This window comes from Hymenobacter crusticola (assembly GCF_002154225.1).
GTDB lineage: Bacteria > Bacteroidota > Bacteroidia > Cytophagales > Hymenobacteraceae > Hymenobacter > Hymenobacter crusticola.
In genome coordinates, this window is the sequence record NZ_MTSE01000007.1 from 142,516 (window position 1) to 160,013 (window position 17,498).

The following is a 17,498-nucleotide window of genomic DNA, read 5'->3' on the forward strand; positions in this document are numbered from 1 at the left end:
TTGGGGCTAATTACCTTCTGGCCTAGCTTCTTCCCTGTTACGTTTGCTATCTGCTGGCAAGCTAGCCGTATCGAAGCAGAGATAATGAGCTGTATCGCCAGGGCGGAAAGGCTCAATGAGCAGCTGGTGCCCTTCATGCACGAGGCTAGCGCGCAACCCGGCTGGCGTAAGCTCCAGGCGGACTCGGTTTTCGGGGTGGCCCGGCAGTTCTCCGGCGTAGGTGCGCAGTTCGGGGTAGCGGGCCGCTAACTCCAGGGCCATTACTTGCGTAGCTCGGAGGCGGAACGCACGGCGCGTACCGTCGGGGAAAGGCAACGCAACAAGCGGACCTGGCGAGCCATCGGCCGGAACGGCGGCTAGTGCTGCTTGCAAGTCGTGTATAGCAAGCGTCATTATACGGTAATGCGACGCCTTAAACCGAGGCGGCCCTAGCTGCTGTACTTCTGCTGCAGGAGTAAACTGCCAAAAGTCGAGGGGAGTTTCTGAAGCCACTTCGGAAGAGGTAGGCAATAATCTAGGCGAAAAACCAGTGCAAGCTACAGCTATCAGCCAGCTGCCCGTCAGAAGCAAAAAAGCCGATAAACGTTGACGCATAGCAAAAATCAACAGCAAAGGAATCATGTGCAAGATGGCCTGCCTACCGGCCACTGATGTGCCAACGGTTAGTGAGAATGACTTCGTTCTTTCAATAGAAATTAAAAAGAAAAAGCGGCTCCCGAGAGAGCCGCTTTTCTTTTGCAGAACCTAGCTACGCTGCTTATTGCTTGAGCAAGCGCGTCACCGTCGAGCCGTCGGGGAGGGCCAGGTGGAGCTGGTACACGCCGTTGACTAGTTGGCTCAGGTCAACAGTGTGTTGCAGGGCTGCGCCATTCTTGGTGAGCTTCTGGCTGAGCATCGTCCGGCCTAGGGCATCGGTTACTTCTAGCTGAACGGCCCCGCGCTGCGTGTTATTAATCTGCACCTGGAACACACCGGCGCTAGGGTTCGGATAAACTTCCACGCCCTTCAGGATACCTGGCGTTATCGTCGCCAGTGGGCAAGCCGACGGCGACACCGTTAGGCTGATAACCCTGCTCTGGGTAACACTGCCACTGGTACCCGTCACGGTGATGGGGTAAGTACCTGGCGTAACGGCCGCCGTGGTGCTGAGCAGCAGCTGCGTGCTGTTACCAGCAAGCAGAGAGCTAGGTGTGAACGTAGCAGTTACGCCAGCTGGTAAGCCAGTGGCCGTCAGGGCTACTTGGCCCTTGAAGTTCTGGAATTGTCCAACTGCTATCGGTACCGTAACGGCGCTGCCGGGGCACAAAGCCAAGCCACCTGCCGGCGCGCAAGCCGGAGCTAGGTAGAAGGTTGGCGTGGTAGACACCTGCACAGCGAAGTTGTTGTCCGAAATGTCGAAGAAGATGTTGCCGGCAGCTTCTACCTTGATGCGTGCGGCCGCAATGTTGCCATAGATTGGGGGAATAGTCACGTATTCGCAGCCATCGTTGGTGGTGCCAGCGAGCAGCACAATGCTAAACGTGCGGCCGCCATCCGTCGACAGCAGGATGTTTACCCGCGCTGCGCTAATGGGCGCGGCCGTGGTGTTGGCCACATCCCAGGTTACTTGCTGTGGAATGCCGGCCGTCCAAGTGAGGTTGGCAGCGCTAGGTGCCGTCAGCACGAAAGGACCTGTATTCTCCACGGCCGTAACCGTGGTAGCGGCGTAGTCGATAGCTCCGCCCGTAACGCGGTTGTCGCGGGCTACCAAGCGGAAGTTCATCGTACGGGCATAGCTCGGCAGAATCTCACCGATAACGGGTACGTTGGTGAGCAGCGCTCCTGGCTGGCCGTTAGGCCGCACAGCGGAAGGGAACGTCCGGGAAGGATTCGGGGTAGGCGGGAAGAAGCGGAACAGAGGCGCATTGCCAACCGGCGCGTTTGGCGCTCCGGCCGGACCTAGGTCAAATTCCTCCCAAGAGTACGTGAGCTGGTCGCCGTCAGGGTCGGTGGCAGAGCCAGTCAGCGTGAAAGGCGTATTCAGCGGAATGTTGTAGCTCAAGCCAGCATTCACAACGGGCGCCCGGTTGCCCGTAGGCGTATTTACGCTGCAATTGCCGTTACCCCGTACGTAGGTCGTGATTTCGTCGAAGCTGCGGCTATGGAAATACGGGTCGCTGTTCGATTGCGTGTTTTGTGCGCCGCAAATGCCAGCGTAGGCCATAATAGTAGTGCCGCTGCCTGGCTCATAAGCATTGGCTGCCGAGCGGTTGCCGCCAGCGCAAGAACCCACGTTGCCGTTGAAGGTATGGTTGCCGCCAAATTGGTGACCCATTTCGTGCGCCACATAGTCAATGTCGAAGGCGTCGCCAGTAGGGTTAGGTAAGCCCGTGGAGCCCCGCGCTTTTTGCCCGGCCCGGCACACAACACCTAGCCCGGCAATGCCACCGTCAGCTGTATTGAAGATGTGCCCGATGTCATAATTAGCCGTGCCAATGATGTTGTCAATCGTGGCTTGGTTTGTTGTGAGCGTAGCGCCGTTGCTTAGGTTGGTAAATGGGTCCGTGGCTGGGTCTAGGTAGATAACCTGGTCCGTCGTTGGGATAAGTACTAAGCGAATTGCTAGCTCCTGCTCGTATACCCCCGTGACGCGGTTCACCGACGATACTATGCCGGCCAGTGCCTCTGCTTTCGTGGGGGCTGTAGCATTCACCGATTTGTTGATGGCATATTCCCCCGTGCACGACAGTGCCAGGCGGTAGGTGCGCAAAATGTCACCGTTGGGTGCCATCACAGAAGCTGGCGCCAAAGCCGTGGCCGTCGATACTTCGTTGGTGTAGCACGTCCGTTGCTGGCTGGCAAAGTCCATGGCGCGCCGGTCAAACACGAGGTGGTGGCTATTGTCACCCTTGGCGGCCGGATCAATAAATACAATATTGTTGAACGACCGAATCATGGCATGAAAGCCAGCTGGCGTTACGTCCAGGCGAGCCGTAGCATTAACGTCGTCAATGCCTTCGGCCACGTACGTCTTAATCATCGGATAGCGGGCGGCCAACGCCGGATCCATCACCACAGACTCCGCCACCCGAAAACGCCCGGAAGAACCATCGGGTAGGGGAAGCGAAATTACAGTGCTCGACTGCCGTACGCCGTTGGTAGCAGCCGCGGGGGCTGTTTGCAGCGCGCTACGGACAGCATCGAGCTGAAAGCTCACCGGGCGAAATTGCCGCAGCGAAGTCGTTACGTTGCGCGCCTGTGTCGGCACTTGCGGATCATCGGCCCATAGCACTCGTTGGGCCACGCTTTGCTGCGGCAAAGCTAGCCCGGCGCTTAGGATACCCGCTGCTATGGCAGAGCGCCATGCGGTAAATACGGTAAAGGTTGCTTTCATAATAGAGACGGATGAATAGTTTGTGAAGTATCAGGCGCCATCAAGATAAAGGGTAATCTGTTGAAAAATAAAATTTCATAGTATGATGCCGATATTTTATTGTGCCAGCTTCGAAAAGGTATTGCACTCATTGTTAGTAAAATACCAATAGCACGTAGCAGGGCTGATGCGGTTTGCCCTCCGTAGGTTAGGCCTAGGTTGGTTTTGACGAAAAAAGCCCATCCGCTCTGCGCGAATGGGCTTTGGAAAATAAAATTGGTGCAATCTGTTAAATTATTTAGCTGTGCTGCTACGAGGGGCCTGTAACCTAGCTTTCTGTCTTCACTAAGACTAGTTGCGCCTTGTCAGCTGCATTGATCTTGCGCCGAAATTCGACGTAAGCCGGGTAGTCCGTGCGTGGGAAGCGAGTATGTGGCATCCGGAGCGTGCGTACGTACTGGATTGTGCCGTCTGCTAGCTTTTGTACCTGGGCCGAATACGTGCCGAAAGTAGTTGTGAGCTGCACGGGAGTAGGCAAACTTTCTACCTGGAAGCCTGCCGGTACGTGAATTCGTACGGTGTCGGCGTGTGCATAAGCACTGGCCAGCCAAATATCCGTTTGGCGCTCACCTACCGGCATGGTTACAGCCGGCAAACGGCTCAACAGATTGGGCAGTAGGAACACGCGCCGTCCACTTGGCGTCCCAAATTGTGGCAGCGTTAGCCCTAGCGTTTCGTTGATCGTCGGGATGGCGGCCTTCGCATCGCTGACCAAAGCAAACTTGGTAATATTGAAGTTGCTCAGGGGTAAGGATTCCGCAATCTTTTTCTTCTGCTGCACTGGGTCCAAGCCGTGCATAAGCTGGCTGAATTGATCTTGTTCCAAACCCGTGCGGCGGGTGCGTAGCATTGCTGTGGCGCTACCTTGCGCATCTAGGTACACGTCCGCACTACGTTCGCGCCGGTTCTCGGCAGCGCCATAGCGGGGCGTCCGCACCAGTTGCCCGCCCGCAGGAGTGAGCAGGAGTGCGTGCCGGTTGCCAGTAAAGCTGCCCATGTAGCCCAGCGCCGTATTTTGACTGGTGCATTCCAACCACACGGTATCTGGTTTTGACGCTTTTTTTAACGGCACGCATAATACCACGTGGTTGAACTGATTACTTGGAAACTCGGTGTGAATATCAGGTTCATCGGCCAATACTAAAGCGCAGTAGCTCGGCACGCCCGCCGCTTTTAGCAAGGCCATGCAGTAGTTCGACAACGCTTTGCAGTCGCCGTAGCCGGTACTGCTCACGTTAGTCGCCGGAATGGTTTGCCAACCACCTAGGCCTAACTGCACCGAGACGTAGCGGGTGGAGGATTGCAATAAGTCATAGACCCGGCTGATGCGCGTGCGCTCGTCAGGGGCGTCTTTCACTAGCGCTGCAACCCGAGCTTGGACTGCTTCGGGAAGGACATCGCGGCCCATATTTAGGTCGTAGTCCCATTGTCCGAGGCCCTGCCAAGACGTAAGCGTACCTGCGTGGCCTTGCACCTCAAAGGTAGTGGGCGCTGTAGCTACTGTTGGTACCACCTCCGATAAGGGTGGCCCATACGGCTCTTCCTCCTGAGCCGGAAGCGCCTTCAGCTCCCACTGGTACACCTGCATATCGCCTTGCTGACTACGTACTACGGCTGCCCCTTTGGGTAAATGCCGCTCCTGAAAGCGCAGCGGCAAATTAGCGGGAGTTAGCACCCGGAAGCTAGCTTGCTCTACGGCGAGCTGCTCAGCAGATTGCGGCTGCCAAGTGGTGTAAAACAAGGAGTTGTCAGAAACAACTTCGTACTCAAAGCTGACGGTATACGGGTAATTTGGTTGGCGTAAATCGGCCACGCGGCCACGTGCATCAGTTGCGAGGCTGAAGCCATCGGAGAGGCTATAGTCTTTTACGTCGGAGGTACGAAGCTGCCGTACCAATTGTCCCTCTGCATCGTACACAGCACCACGTAGGTAGCTCACGCTGCTCAGCTGATCGTAGTACACTAGTTGAGTAGCCCACTCAGCACCGGCCTCATCGAGCACCGTGGTAGCGCGCCGCACCGTGCGCACGGTGCGGCCCACCGATTTGACGAGCAGCGTTTCATCCTCCATGCGCACAACTGCATGCGCATTTTCGCGCAGCGTAGGAGCTAGGGTCGTTACAGGGTAATGCGGCTCTTTGCCACCGGCCACTGCTGCCAACGTAGGTAAGCAGCCTAGGCTTACAAATAAAAATAAGCTGGAAAAGCGCATGGATCAGCTTATGACTTCTTTTTGACCACAATCTGCTCGGCATGCTTGGCCAGCATGCGCGTGTAGAACTCCCGTAGGCTAGCATACTCTTCCGCCGAATACACAGGCTTGCGCAGGTTCAACCGGCTAACTACTTGTACTGCCCCGTTCTGGCTGGTGGCGCTGTACATAAAACGTCCACCATTATCGGGTAAGTCTAGGATAGCTTGTTTGGGAAGTTCCTCAGTTTCGTAGCCGGCGGGCAGCGTAATAGTGAGCAGTGTCGTTTCCTCCATGGCCGCACCGAAATTCACGGGGAAGCGCCGGTCTTCATGCACAAAGGGGTTTTTTACGCTGTCGAATTCGCGCAATGGATTGAGGTACAGCGTAGCAGCGGAAGCATCAGCACCAGTCACTGCAAATTCGTAATCTAGGCTCAACGGCTTCAGCAAATCTTCCTGCTGGTGGAAGGTAAACTTACCTACGCTCCATCCTTCGTGACGTTTGGCAAGCTCTTCCATGTATTTCTTTTCGCCTTGCGTATGGAGCCGCTCGCGTTCATGATAGGCATCGTAGCCACCGTGCTCCTGGTGCACGCTGCCCGTAATGGTGCCCCGTTCGTCGAGCTTTAGGTCCACCTTTCGGTACTCTACATAGCGTTGCGTTGGTTGCAAATCAACCCAGCGAGAATCTTGAGCACGCGGCATGATCAGACGGCCCTGTCCGTTCAGGCAGCGCGTAGGTAAGGTCCCGCAGGGTAATAGCTCTTCGGTAGCGTCTACGAACATTTCCTGCTTCTCGGGCAGCACTACGTGTGCAACCACATAATTGAACTTTGAGAGCAACGGCAAGCTTTGGTTCACCATACCATTGCTGCGAGTGCTGAGTAGTACAGGATTGGCTTCTAGACCTGCATCACGCAGCAAAGCAATAAGCAACAGATTGACATCAGCTGCATTACCCGTGTGCTGATCATATGCACGTCGGAGCGTGCTGGTCGCATAAAAGCCACTTTTGCCGTTGTGCTTCACCGACTGGCGCACAAGTTGGTGGATAGCTGCTACCCGCGTAGCTAGGTCAGTGTGCTGTGCCATAATGGCGGCTACTTTCTCCTTGAGAAAACCGGTGCGCTTGAGTTGGTCTCCGAAGCTTTCGTGTTCCAGCAGACTCGTGTTAATTTTTTCCCACGAACCTGCTACGCTCTGATAAGGCTGATTCGGCCAGCGGATACCAGCTAGCTCAAAATCGATCCGAGACATGTAATCGTCGGCGGTCGTCATAAAAGGTTCGTCGCGGAAAGCAGGCACGTTTTTCATGGCCCAACGGTAGTTTGTAACCCGGGCCGTAACGGTTTCGGAGCTAGCTGCCTGGCGCCCACCTGAGCCGGAGAAGGCGCTGCTTCCTTCAATGAAGCCCCCAGCCGAGCGCAGGGTGAATTGGGCGCTGCCATCGGTGCGCTCTTGCTCGGCTAGCGTTTCGTAGCCCTGCATCAGCATTTTGTAGTCAAAGTATTCTGGTATGCTTGCGCGGTATTCGCTCCAGCGAACCGGAATGGAATTCTGAAACTGCCAGTCCTGGAAGTTGAACAGAAAATCAGAGTTCACGGTGTAAGTTACTTCGATCACTGAGCCCACCCGCACATTAGGCAGCGTAAACTTGCGAATAGAGTTATTGACGCTGGTTTGCTCGTTGAACACAGCCGACGACTCTAATTTATCTTTTGTTAGCTGCCCATTGACCATATTGTATGTGTAGCCACGCAGGTTAGTCAACTTCTCCTCTTGATTGCCTTTCTTATAAAGTGGAACTTTCAACGTAGCCCAGTCATAGCCTGATTTTTTCAGGATTTTGATGCGGAGCACCCGGTCGAATGCTACTTTGAAGTCGTTATCGACCATAGCAAAGCGCGAGCTGCCAAAATCGCACAGGATAACGGCTTCGGCGGCGCTGTCGGCTACAAAGTTTTTTGCCTCAAAGTCCTGCGGATCGGGTTTGCCAAACTTGATGGGGTCAGCTTGGCCATAAGCGGTGAGCGTAGCCCCGCTGAGTACTGCTAGGGCAAATACTGCACGGCGTAAGCGTAGTTGCATAAGGGGTAGATTTATAGTTAAATGAGCAATAAGTTAGGGGGAAGACTCTTTTGATTAAATAATATATATTATTTAATATTAAAGTGTGTATTTAAGCAATCATTGGTTGCTATTTGGCAACTCAAGTGTAAACGAAAAGCTATTTGCGTTGTAGCACGAGCATCTCGCCATGTTTAGCGATGGCGCGACTGTAGAACTCCCGCAGCGCCGTGTACTCGTCCGGCGTATAGACTGATTTGAGTAGTTGCAGGCGTGAAACGATTTGCAGCGTACCAGGCGTAGACTGCGTAATGTTGTATGTAAACCTGCCACCATTGTCGGGCAAGGTCAGCACAAGATTAGTTGGGCGTTCTTGCACGGTATAATTAGCCGGTAGTGTGAGCGTTACCATCCGCAGGTAATCATGAAGCGTGCTGAAATCAACCGGGTACTGCCGCTCTTCATGCTTAAAGGGGTTGGTGAACTGCCCTAGCGTTTGTGCCAAGGGTAAATACAGCAGCGGAGCTGGAGCTTCTGGCTCTGGCAGAGTAAGCGCGACATCCGCCTTCAAAATCTTGGTGGGATCTTGCAGCTCCGTCATCGTTAGCGGACCCGTGAAGTGCCAATCAGACCAGCGGCGAGTGAACTGGGTTTGGTAACCTTGCTCTCCTAGCTCCAGTATTTGCTTGCGGGTTTCCAGTCCGGCGTAGCCGTCGTACTCCAGGTGCATCTTGCCTTGCAAGCCCCCTTTGTCGTTCATCGTGAACTGCGCCGTCGTAAACTGCATGTAGCGCTTGGTAGGTTTTAGTGGCACCCAACGACCAGTATTGGCTAGTAGTCGGCCCTGACCATTGAGACAGCGCTCTGGTAGCAGACCAGCTGGTGCCAAAGGCTCCGTCGCATCGAGCAGCAAATCTGATTTGTCAGGTAGGGCCACGTGGGCTACTACGTAGTTGAATTGACTTAATTCCGGCAAGTCGGTTTGCACGAGCCCATGCCGACGGGTGCTGAGCAGTATCGGATTGGCGTCTAGGCCAGCAGAGCGCAATGTCTGCACCAGTAGCAAATTCAAGTCGGAGGAATTACCTAGGTGCTGCTCGCACGTTTTGCGAAACGACTGCGACGCGTAGATGCGTTCTTGTCCGTTGTATTTCACACGTTGTTGTACCAGCGCGAGTACTGCGGCAGCGCGCTCAGCTGCTCCGGTAATCGTCTTTAGTAGAAGCTGTGCCTCGGCCGTGAGCGGCCCATTTTGCGTCAGCAACACGCCAAACAGTTCTTCCTCTTGCAGGCTCTTCGTTATTTTTTCCCACGTGCCCGTCAGATCATGATATTCATTGCCATTCCTAGAAAAGTCATAACCAGCTAGCTCGAAGTCGACGCTACGCCGGTAATTGCTAGCGCTGGTCATGTAGGGTTCTTCTCGAAAGGCGGGAGCATTTTTTACGGCCCAACGCACTTGAAGTGCTTGCCCGGAGAGAGAAGCACTATGGCCGGAGTTGCCGAAGGAATTGCCGAACGAGTCACGGGCATCCTCGCTGTAGGAAGTGCTGTAAGGTACTACTTGGCTTTCTTCCAGTGCGAAGGGTAAGTAACCGCGTACAGTTTGCTTGTAACGATAGAAAGGGGGAATGACGACACGATACTCGCTCCAGCGCACCGGTATATCGTGCTGAAACTGCCAGTCTTGTAGATTGAACAGGAAGTCGGACTTAATGGTATAGCTGAACTCAATGATAGAACCTTCGCGCACGTTAGGCAGCGTGAAGGAGTATAGCCGGTGATTCTTGTCGATCACTTCTTTGAAGCCCGCTTTGCTGATATCGAGCTTGTCTTTCATCACATCGCCACCTACTAAATTGTAGGTCATGCCTTTTAACTTTTGCAGCTCTTCGGTGCTGTTATCTTTCACATAGAGTGGTACCTGAACCGTGGCCCAGTCATAACCTGCCTTCCGCAGAATTCGAATGCGGGTTACGCGTTCAAACACCACCTGAAATTTCTCACGTGCCCCCTCAATGCGTGACTTACCGAAGTCGCATAGGATTTCGGCTGGCGCGGCGCTATCGGCCTGCGACACAGGAGCCATTGCGGCAAAATCGGCGGCTCCAACCGTACCGAATTGAATAGGGTCTTTTAATTTTTGGGCCTGTACTACGCAAATAGTTGTGCAGGCAATAAACAGCAAGCAGGCGCTGCCTAAATAACGGAACATGGTAACCAAGGATGAAAGCTAGGCCTCGGGAAGCCTACAGAATAAATAGTTATCAAATAAAATAAGTGCGCGTGCTTACTTTAGCTCGCGGAAAGCTGAGCTTAAAAATACAATTGATATCTGAAATAAAAGTATTTTACTATAAATATTAAGTAATACTATTTTGTTGCCGCTTGGTGTGCCACAGTAGGTAAGCCAAAGCTGCTGCGGCGCAGAGCGCGCTGAGTGCATGCACGTAGGGTAAATGAGTGGCCACGTTCCGGTAAATCCAGCCTGCCAGCAGTGCACCTAGCCCAATACCAGCTTCCAGCGCAATGTACATTGTGGCTACGCCCCGGCCCCGGCGTTCCTCGTGACTTAAGTCAATGGTCCAGGCATACAAGGTAGGGGAGTTGAGCCCCGCACCTAAGCCGAACAATACGGCAGCAGCCAAAAATATTTCGGCCGATTGGGCAAAGGCTAGCAAACCCATCGCGAAAACCAAGATGGCGGATGAAATCACCAATACCGGCACGCGACCATAGCGGTCGGAAGCCCGACCTGCTACCAAGCGAATAAATAAAGAGGCCACTGTATAGCAAGTAAAAAACAGTCCCTTATTATGAATGCCGAGAAGGCCACTTTGGTCGGGTATAACGGTCAGAACGGCGCCGTAGGAAAAGAGGCACAACAGCGTGACAACCGCGGGCGCCAGTACGCGTGGCTCCAAAATTTCGTTCCACTGTAGCTTGAGCAGGTGCCAGCTAAACCGCTGCCGCTGGGCTACTGGGAGTGTTTCAGTCATAGTACCCTGCACAACCAACGACAACAAAGCGGCCGCCGAGGAGCAATAAAACATGGTGTTGAGAGAGAAGTGCGTGGCGAGCCAGCCGCCGATAGATGGCCCAGCTGCCATGCCCAAAGAGCCCGTCACACCTAGTAATCCCATCGCTTCGCCGCGCCGCTCTACCGGGATAATATCGGCGACGAAGGCAGCTGTGCCCGTCGGTTTGAAGCCGGTACTAAATCCGTGTAACAAGCGCAAGAAAAGAAAGCCCGCGACCGTACTTACCAATGGATAAAAGAAGCCGCACACAAAGCACACCAGTGAGCCAAATACCATCACCGGAATACGCCCCACGGTATCAGCTAGCTTGCCACTGAAAGGGCGTGAAATGCCAGCTGTGAGCGTAAAAAGCGCGATAATAAAGCCTTTGTAGTCGGCGCCGCCCAGCCGCGTTAAATAATCAGGCAGCTCAGGCAGGAGCATATTGAAGCTAGCAAAGAACAGAAAAGAGCTCAGGCACATCAGCCAGAAACCAGGCGTGTACACGCTGTTTTTGAAGAAAGGCATGCGGCAAAGGTAGCCTACAAGGTGTGGTGATTGAAGCCCTTGGCGAGTGTGTTGTGTCAAGTAGCGCTCTGAATCAGCAGCCTGTAAAGCTTCGTTCGGGCAGTTACTGAGCCTCAGTTGAGTCGGTCAGCAGCAACAAGGAGAGGGTTGACTTCGGCTAGTTTAATGCTAGATAACGTCTATGCATGACGCCCAAGCAGACATGCTCTGCGCCTCAAACTTTAGCTGAACCTAGGGGATGTTGTGCTGCTCGTCACGCCTTACTTTTTAATGAAGTTCAGCGTCAACGAACACTGTTTACTTTATAAGAGAAACTAAAAGTATAGAAGGATTAAATTGTAGATAACCTATTTACTGTGGCACATGCTTTGCCCACGGATGCTATCCTTGTTAACTTTTTCTCTATTCTTTATGCTCCGTGTTACTTATTTCCCGTCGAGTATCGCGATAAGCATTGTGGTAGCCTTGGTAACCGCTTGCAAAAAAGACCCGGCGGCCCCAGCACCTACCCCGCAACCTAGCCCTCCTACTACGCAGCCGCTAGGGCCACATGGTTTTATCCGTGTAATCAATGGGCTAGCTATGGAGCCAACGATGTACCAACTACGCAATGATTCCGTGCAACTCAGCATCAAGACGAAGAAGTATGGACGAAGCCTAGGCGCTGGCAGCACCAGCCAGTACTATCCCATAGAAGTAGGAGCTACAACGGCTGACGTTAACTTGAAACCGGCTTCAGAGTCGGCCTACCAGTGGATGCCGACTAACTTAACTATTGAGGAAAATAAGCGCTACTCACTCCTAGTTTATAACACTCAAAGCTTCACCCAAACCAGATTATTGCGAGAAGAAGCGATGCCGGCTCCGGTGGTCGGGAAAGCGCAACTGCGTCTGATTAATGCCGCGTCGGAGTACGCTCTCGTACATATTGAAGAGCCAGGGGGAGATTTTCAAGTAGATGTTGATTGGGGAGAGATACGAGCTTATATGCCTGTCGCTGCCCGTACTTACAATTTAGTGACCGTTCGTACCAATGCAGCTGTGCAACAGCAGATCACACAAAGGGTGACCTTGGCGCCCGGCAAAACCTATACGCTGGTGCTGCGAGGGGCCTTCCATCCTGACCATCCGCGCGAACAAGCTGCTTTGCTGCTGGTAGAAGATGAGTAATAGCACTAGCCAATGTGAGTAGCTTCGCGGAATGGCACGTATTTGCCGCCGATGATGTCTCGCTACAGCAATGGCTTCTATTTTTAACTTCGCACCTACATCTATTAAAGGGCCCAAGCCAGAAGGCAAGCCCACGCTTACCGTGCGTGAGCGGTTTTCGGCATTGCGCAACTTGCCGGAGTTTCTGAAGCTTATTTGGGAAACCAGCCCTAGCCTTACCCTCGGCAACGTAGGCTTGCGGTTGCTGCGGGCTGCGTTGCCGCCGGCCATGTTTTACGTGGGGCAACTCATTCTCGATGGTATCATCGGGTTAGCACGCGCGCCGCACACCGTGGGGCAGCCTTCGCTGACACCAATAATCAGTTTGGTAGCGCTAGAATTTGGTTTAGCTATTCTGTCCGATGCGCTTGGTCGGGCCGTTGCGCTGCTGGATAGTTTGCTCGGCGACCTGTTTGCTAACCGCTCCTCAGTACGCTTGATGGAGCACGCGGCCCGCCTCGACCTCGATCAGTTTGAAGACAGCGTATTCTACGACAAGCTAGAGCGGGCCCGTCGGCAGACGTTGTCGCGCACGGTGCTCATGGCGCAGGTACTCAGCCAGGCTCAGGACTTTATCACGATGGCATTGTTGGCGGTGGGCTTGGTGGCTTTCAACCCGTGGTTGTTGCTCCTACTACTGATTGCCGTAATTCCAGCGTTTTGGGGCGAGTCACACTTCAATGAGCGCAGCTATTCGCTCGTGCACAGCTGGACGCCCGAGCGGCGCGAGTTAGACTACTTGCGCCAAACGGGAGCCTCCGACGAAACAGCCAAAGAAATCAAGATCTTTGGTCTATCAGACTTCTTAATTGACCGTTTTCGCACGCTCTCTGATCAATTTTACCAGCAAAACAAGTCGCTAGTGGTGCGACGGGCCAGCTGGGGTACCTTCTTCGCAGCTATTGGGGCAACGGGCTATTACGCGGCCTACGTGTATATCATCACTGATGCCGTGCGCGGACAAATTTCGGTGGGACAGCTGACCTTTCTAGCTAGCTCATTTCGACAGATGCGCAGCTTGCTGGAAGGTATTCTGAGTCGTTTTAGCAGTGTGGCCGAGGGTGCGTTGTACCTGCAAGATTTCTTCGATTTCTTCCACATGCAGCCGCGCATTGCGCGCGACGAAACGAGGCCCGTCCGGCCATTCCCACGGCCCATTCGGCAAGGCTTCACGTTCGATAATGTCGGCTTCAAATACAATAACGCCGAAAAGTGGGCCATTCGTCATCTCAATTTCACGCTGGAAGCTGGTGAAAAGCTAGCCTTGGTGGGAGAAAATGGCGCCGGCAAGACCACGCTTGTGAAGCTGCTCTCCCGCCTCTACGACCCTACGGAAGGTCGCATCTTGCTTGATGGCTACGATTTGCGCGAGTACGACCCAGCTGAGCTACGCCAAGAAATTGGCGTGATCTTCCAGGACTTTGTGCGCTTTCAATTAACGGCCGGACAAAACCTAGCCGTGGGCCGCATTGAGGAAAAAACAAACCAAGCCCGTATCCAGTCGGCGGCGGCGCAGAGCCTAGCCGATACGGTAGTAAAAAAGCTGCCCGGCGGTTATGAGCAAATGATTGGGCGACGCTTCGCTGGAGGCGTTGACTTGAGTGGAGGGGAGTGGCAGAAAATTGCCCTAGGCCGTGCCTACATGCGCGACGCCCAACTGCTCATTCTCGACGAGCCCACTGCCGCCCTCGACGCCCGCGCCGAGCACGAAGTATTTCAACGCTTCGCGGATCTGACGGCCGGCAAAACGGCCGTGCTCATCTCTCACCGATTCAGCACGGTGCGCATGGCCGACCGTATTTTAGTCATTGAGCATGGCGAATTTGTTGAAATTGGCTCGCATGCCGAATTGCTCGCGCGGGGCGGACGCTATGCGGAATTGTTCCAATTGCAGGCCGCAGGATATCGGTAGCCGCAACCTTAAATTTTTTTTCAGCTTTTGGTTGTGCGTCAGCGCCTAACAGGCTTGAGTTTCGTATCTTGGTTGGTGTGTTTCCTCCCACTCTAGTACACTTATGAAACTTACTTCTACTCTTTTTGGCGGAATTGGGATTTGTTTAGCGCTGTCAGGCTGCTTTGCGGCGCGCGAAGCAAGAGTTGAGTCGGATTATAGTTACAGCGGCAACTTTCGGCGCTACCGCACTTATGAGTTCGTGGCCGGTGATGGGTTAGCAGCTGACACTAGCAAGCTAGGTAACATTTTACGCGAGGCCATCCGTACCCGGATGCGCATTCAGGGGTACAAGCCTGCCCGTAATCGGCCCGATTTGCTGGTGTCATTCCGATTGTTTGAGGGTGATATGCGCTTTCAGGGGTACTCGCAACAGGATATCACACAGTGGGTGAAAAATGGCCTAGTGGAAGACGAGGAAACTCCTACTGATGAGCGGGTAGGCTACCAGCCAGTGCGTATGTTGCTCACAGATGGCACCTTACTTATCACCCTCATTGATCATCGCACGAACCGGGCAGTCTGGAACGGCTACGCGTCGGGTGTGGAAGTTCCGCAGGGGCCTCGGGGGATGCTGGTGCTTCGGCGCTCAGTGGGCTCTATCTTCGACCGCTACCGGGTTTTCACGCAGGGCTACACGGATAGAGACGGAGGCGGCGATCCTAATATCAGCGAGCAATAAGCCACACGCCATCCGGCAGGCGAAAACTGTTAACGCACAAGGACGATGAAAGTCAGTTTCTCTTAGAGAAGATGGCTTTCATCGTCCTTTTTATTTGTCAGTTTGGCGACGTTGTAGGGGCAGCTAATGGACAACGCTACCTTACTACTTGCGGCTGCCCAGTATTTGGCGCGCGAGTAGTGCAACCCATATACGTACCTTACCTGCTAGCGCCGAGCCGTTGCCGAAGGAATGCGAAATTGCAACCCAATGCTCGGAATGATAGTGAATCCGTCGAGCTGCGTTGTTTTGTTGTTCAGCAACTGATAGGTACCATAGTTCTGATAATAGATGGCCACTGCTGGCACGACATACGCATACCGGTAGCCTAGCTTTATGCTGAGAAAGCCACCATACGACGAGAAGCTCTTGCGTTGCGCGGGTAACGTTGGCAGCTGGCTGCTCCCAGCGCTGTTATAAATTTTGGGAGCCTCGAAGCCGTAGCGCAGAAACGTGTGACTGTACACGAGACCGTAAGAAAGCGCACCAGCTTGTTCTTCGGGTCCGAAGGAGGTACTGAACACCAGCGGCACGATGAGATCGTGACGGCTTGCGTTCAGCCTTAGTACGTCGGAGATATTGTCGAGATATGGGATGCTGGGGAGCTTGGCCCGTTGAGTGGCGTATTGCAAACCGATGCTACCGTAGGTGGCACCTGCTTGCCCGCCGGGGCGCTCGGGAGTGCCAACAGGGCCCAAGAATTGGTACATGGCATCAAAAACGTGCGAGCCAAACGCGTACTTGTACCCTACATCAAGCCGGTCGATGACGCCATAGCGCAAGTAGAAGTCGGAGGTAGGCTGTACCGGGTCTAGTATGTAGGAGAGAGCTGCCGCTTGCAGCTTATCAACAGATGCGCTGTAGCGAATAGTGTCCTTATTGGCCGCAGCTTGGGCAAAGTTCTTCACCGCACTGCCCGCCTGACCTAGCGTCGAGGTAGCTACGTTAAACGACACATTGCCACCTACTTTAAACTCGCCGCGCGGGGTGACTTTGCCCGAACTCACAATCGTACGGGGAGCAGTACAGGCAGTGGCCGCCAAGGCCAGCAAACAAAACAAAGAGGCGGTTTTCATGGAGAAAGAGAGGTGAAAGAAGCGGCGAAATTCGGAAAAGGAAAGATGATCTAGCATTTATGCCAAAACCACGCCGAAACCTAGCATGGTTTTTCGGCATCTTTATCGCGCATGGCAACCCTTTTTCTTTGTTGGCTGCTGCTCGGCGCCTGCAACAACGCTCATCGGCTGGACGGCGTGGCGCCTTGCGGCCCGCTCGCACTTATCGGCAATCTTTTACGATATCCTCTTACTCAATTATCTCATGAATATCCTGTATGGCGTACCAGGCGAAGGGCTTGGGCACGCAACCCGTAGCAAAGTGGTAATCGGATATTTGCTAAGCCAAGGGCACGAGGTGCACGTAGTGAGCAGCTCGCGGGCGTACCAAGTGCTGGCGGCTAACTTTCCAGGGCGCGTTTACGAGATTAAAGGCTTTCACTTAGCTTACAAGAATCTGACGGTGTCGAAGTCACGCACGGCGGCCATGACGTTGCGCACCGCTCCGGAAAACCTACTCACCAACTTCACGCGCTACCGCCAACTGCTACGCAATTTCACGCCCGACCTCGTCATTTCAGACTTTGAGTCGTTTAGCTACTTGTTTGCCAAGGCGCACCGGCTACCTGTTCTTAGCATTGATAACATGCAAATTATCAGTCGGGCCGCGCTCGACATTGCAGTACCCGTCGCCGAACGGGGCAATTTGACCTTAGCCCGCCAAATTGTGCGCGCTAAGCTGCCGGGTAGCCATCATTACTATGTTACTACCTTCTTTGACTTACCCGTAGTCAAGGAAAAGACCACGCTGGTACCACCAATCATTCGGCCCGAAATCCTGGCTGTGCAGCCAACCATCGGGAAACATGTGCTGGTGTATCAGTCAGCTACCACGCAGAAAGACTTGGTGCCGCTGCTACAAGGCTTGCCCCAGCAGGAGTTTCGGGTATACGGCTTCAACAAAGAGGAAAATCATGGCAATGTACAGTTGCGTGCTTTCAGTGAGCAGGGCTTCATCGAGGACCTAGCTAGTGCGCAGGCTGTTGTGACGAACGGCGGTTTTTCGCTTATCAGCGAAGCCGTGTATTTGCACAAGCCCATCTGCGCAATACCTATCCCGGCGCAGTTTGAACAGTTTTTGAACGCCGCCGAAGTTGAAAAGCTAGGCTACGGGCGGCACTTCTCGGCCCTGACTGCCGACAACGTCAAAGCCTTTCTGTACGACCTCAACACATTTGAGCAGGCGCTAGCCAACTACCAACAAGCAGGCAACACGGCGCTATTCGCGCAATTGGATAAGCTATTGCGCATTGTGTAGCCTAATGACCGGCTTGGCCCAGCG

The 17,498-nt window shown here is 53.8% G+C and carries 11 protein-coding genes; 4 read left to right on the forward strand and 7 right to left on the reverse strand.

Annotation, left to right across the window (positions count from 1 at the left end; genetic code table 11):
- Positions 1 to 6 precede the first annotated feature (6 nt).
- From BXP70_RS29505 to BXP70_RS14885, 6 genes are all read right to left on the reverse strand, one after another.
- Positions 7 to 393, reverse strand: a complete 387-nt coding sequence (locus BXP70_RS29505; protein ID WP_143436511.1) for a hypothetical protein — start codon at positions 391 to 393, stop codon at positions 7 to 9.
- Between the two features lie 364 nt (positions 394 to 757).
- Positions 758 to 3,373, reverse strand: a complete 2,616-nt coding sequence (locus BXP70_RS14865) for a reprolysin-like metallopeptidase (protein ID WP_086594886.1) — start codon at positions 3,371 to 3,373, stop codon at positions 758 to 760.
- A gap of 307 nt (positions 3,374 to 3,680) precedes the next feature.
- Positions 3,681 to 5,624, reverse strand: coding sequence for a DUF3857 domain-containing protein (locus BXP70_RS14870; protein ID WP_086594887.1), 1,944 nt, complete (start codon positions 5,622 to 5,624; stop codon positions 3,681 to 3,683).
- Between the two features lie 8 nt (positions 5,625 to 5,632).
- On the reverse strand, positions 5,633 to 7,693 hold the full coding sequence (locus tag BXP70_RS14875; RefSeq protein ID WP_086594888.1) for a DUF3857 domain-containing protein: 2,061 nt from the start codon (positions 7,691 to 7,693) through the stop codon (positions 5,633 to 5,635).
- 139 nt (positions 7,694 to 7,832) lie between these two features.
- The gene (locus BXP70_RS14880) at positions 7,833 to 9,887 is read right to left on the reverse strand and encodes a DUF3857 domain-containing protein (protein WP_086594889.1); all 2,055 of its coding nucleotides are present in this window, start codon (positions 9,885 to 9,887) and stop codon (positions 7,833 to 7,835) included.
- A 148-nt stretch (positions 9,888 to 10,035) separates the two neighbouring features.
- Entirely contained in the window at positions 10,036 to 11,220 is a 1,185-nt protein-coding gene (locus tag BXP70_RS14885) for an MFS transporter (protein WP_179197706.1), read from the reverse strand.
- 411 nt (positions 11,221 to 11,631) lie between these two features.
- Between BXP70_RS14885 and BXP70_RS14890 the strand changes: the two genes are divergently transcribed.
- The 3 genes from BXP70_RS14890 (at position 11,632) to BXP70_RS14900 (ending at position 15,062) form a co-directional block, all read left to right on the forward strand.
- Entirely contained in the window at positions 11,632 to 12,390 is a 759-nt protein-coding gene (locus BXP70_RS14890) for a DUF4397 domain-containing protein (protein ID WP_179197707.1), read from the forward strand.
- A 70-nt stretch (positions 12,391 to 12,460) separates the two neighbouring features.
- Complete coding sequence (locus tag BXP70_RS14895; RefSeq protein ID WP_086594891.1) at positions 12,461 to 14,341, forward strand: ABC transporter ATP-binding protein; 1,881 nt, start codon at positions 12,461 to 12,463, stop codon at positions 14,339 to 14,341.
- A 103-nt stretch (positions 14,342 to 14,444) separates the two neighbouring features.
- The gene (locus BXP70_RS14900) at positions 14,445 to 15,062 is read left to right on the forward strand and encodes a DUF4136 domain-containing protein (RefSeq protein WP_086594892.1); all 618 of its coding nucleotides are present in this window, start codon (positions 14,445 to 14,447) and stop codon (positions 15,060 to 15,062) included.
- 206 nt (positions 15,063 to 15,268) lie between these two features.
- On the opposite strand, the gene BXP70_RS14905 is transcribed toward BXP70_RS14900, so the two are convergent.
- Positions 15,269 to 16,177 (reverse strand): hypothetical protein, encoded by a 909-nt coding sequence (locus tag BXP70_RS14905; RefSeq protein WP_143436513.1) that lies wholly within the window; start codon positions 16,175 to 16,177, stop codon positions 15,269 to 15,271.
- Positions 16,178 to 16,421: 244 nt separating this feature from the next.
- Between BXP70_RS14905 and BXP70_RS14910 the strand changes: the two genes are divergently transcribed.
- Complete coding sequence (locus BXP70_RS14910; RefSeq protein ID WP_086595064.1) at positions 16,422 to 17,474, forward strand: MJ1255/VC2487 family glycosyltransferase; 1,053 nt, start codon at positions 16,422 to 16,424, stop codon at positions 17,472 to 17,474.
- The last annotated feature ends 24 nt before the right edge of the window (positions 17,475 to 17,498 follow it).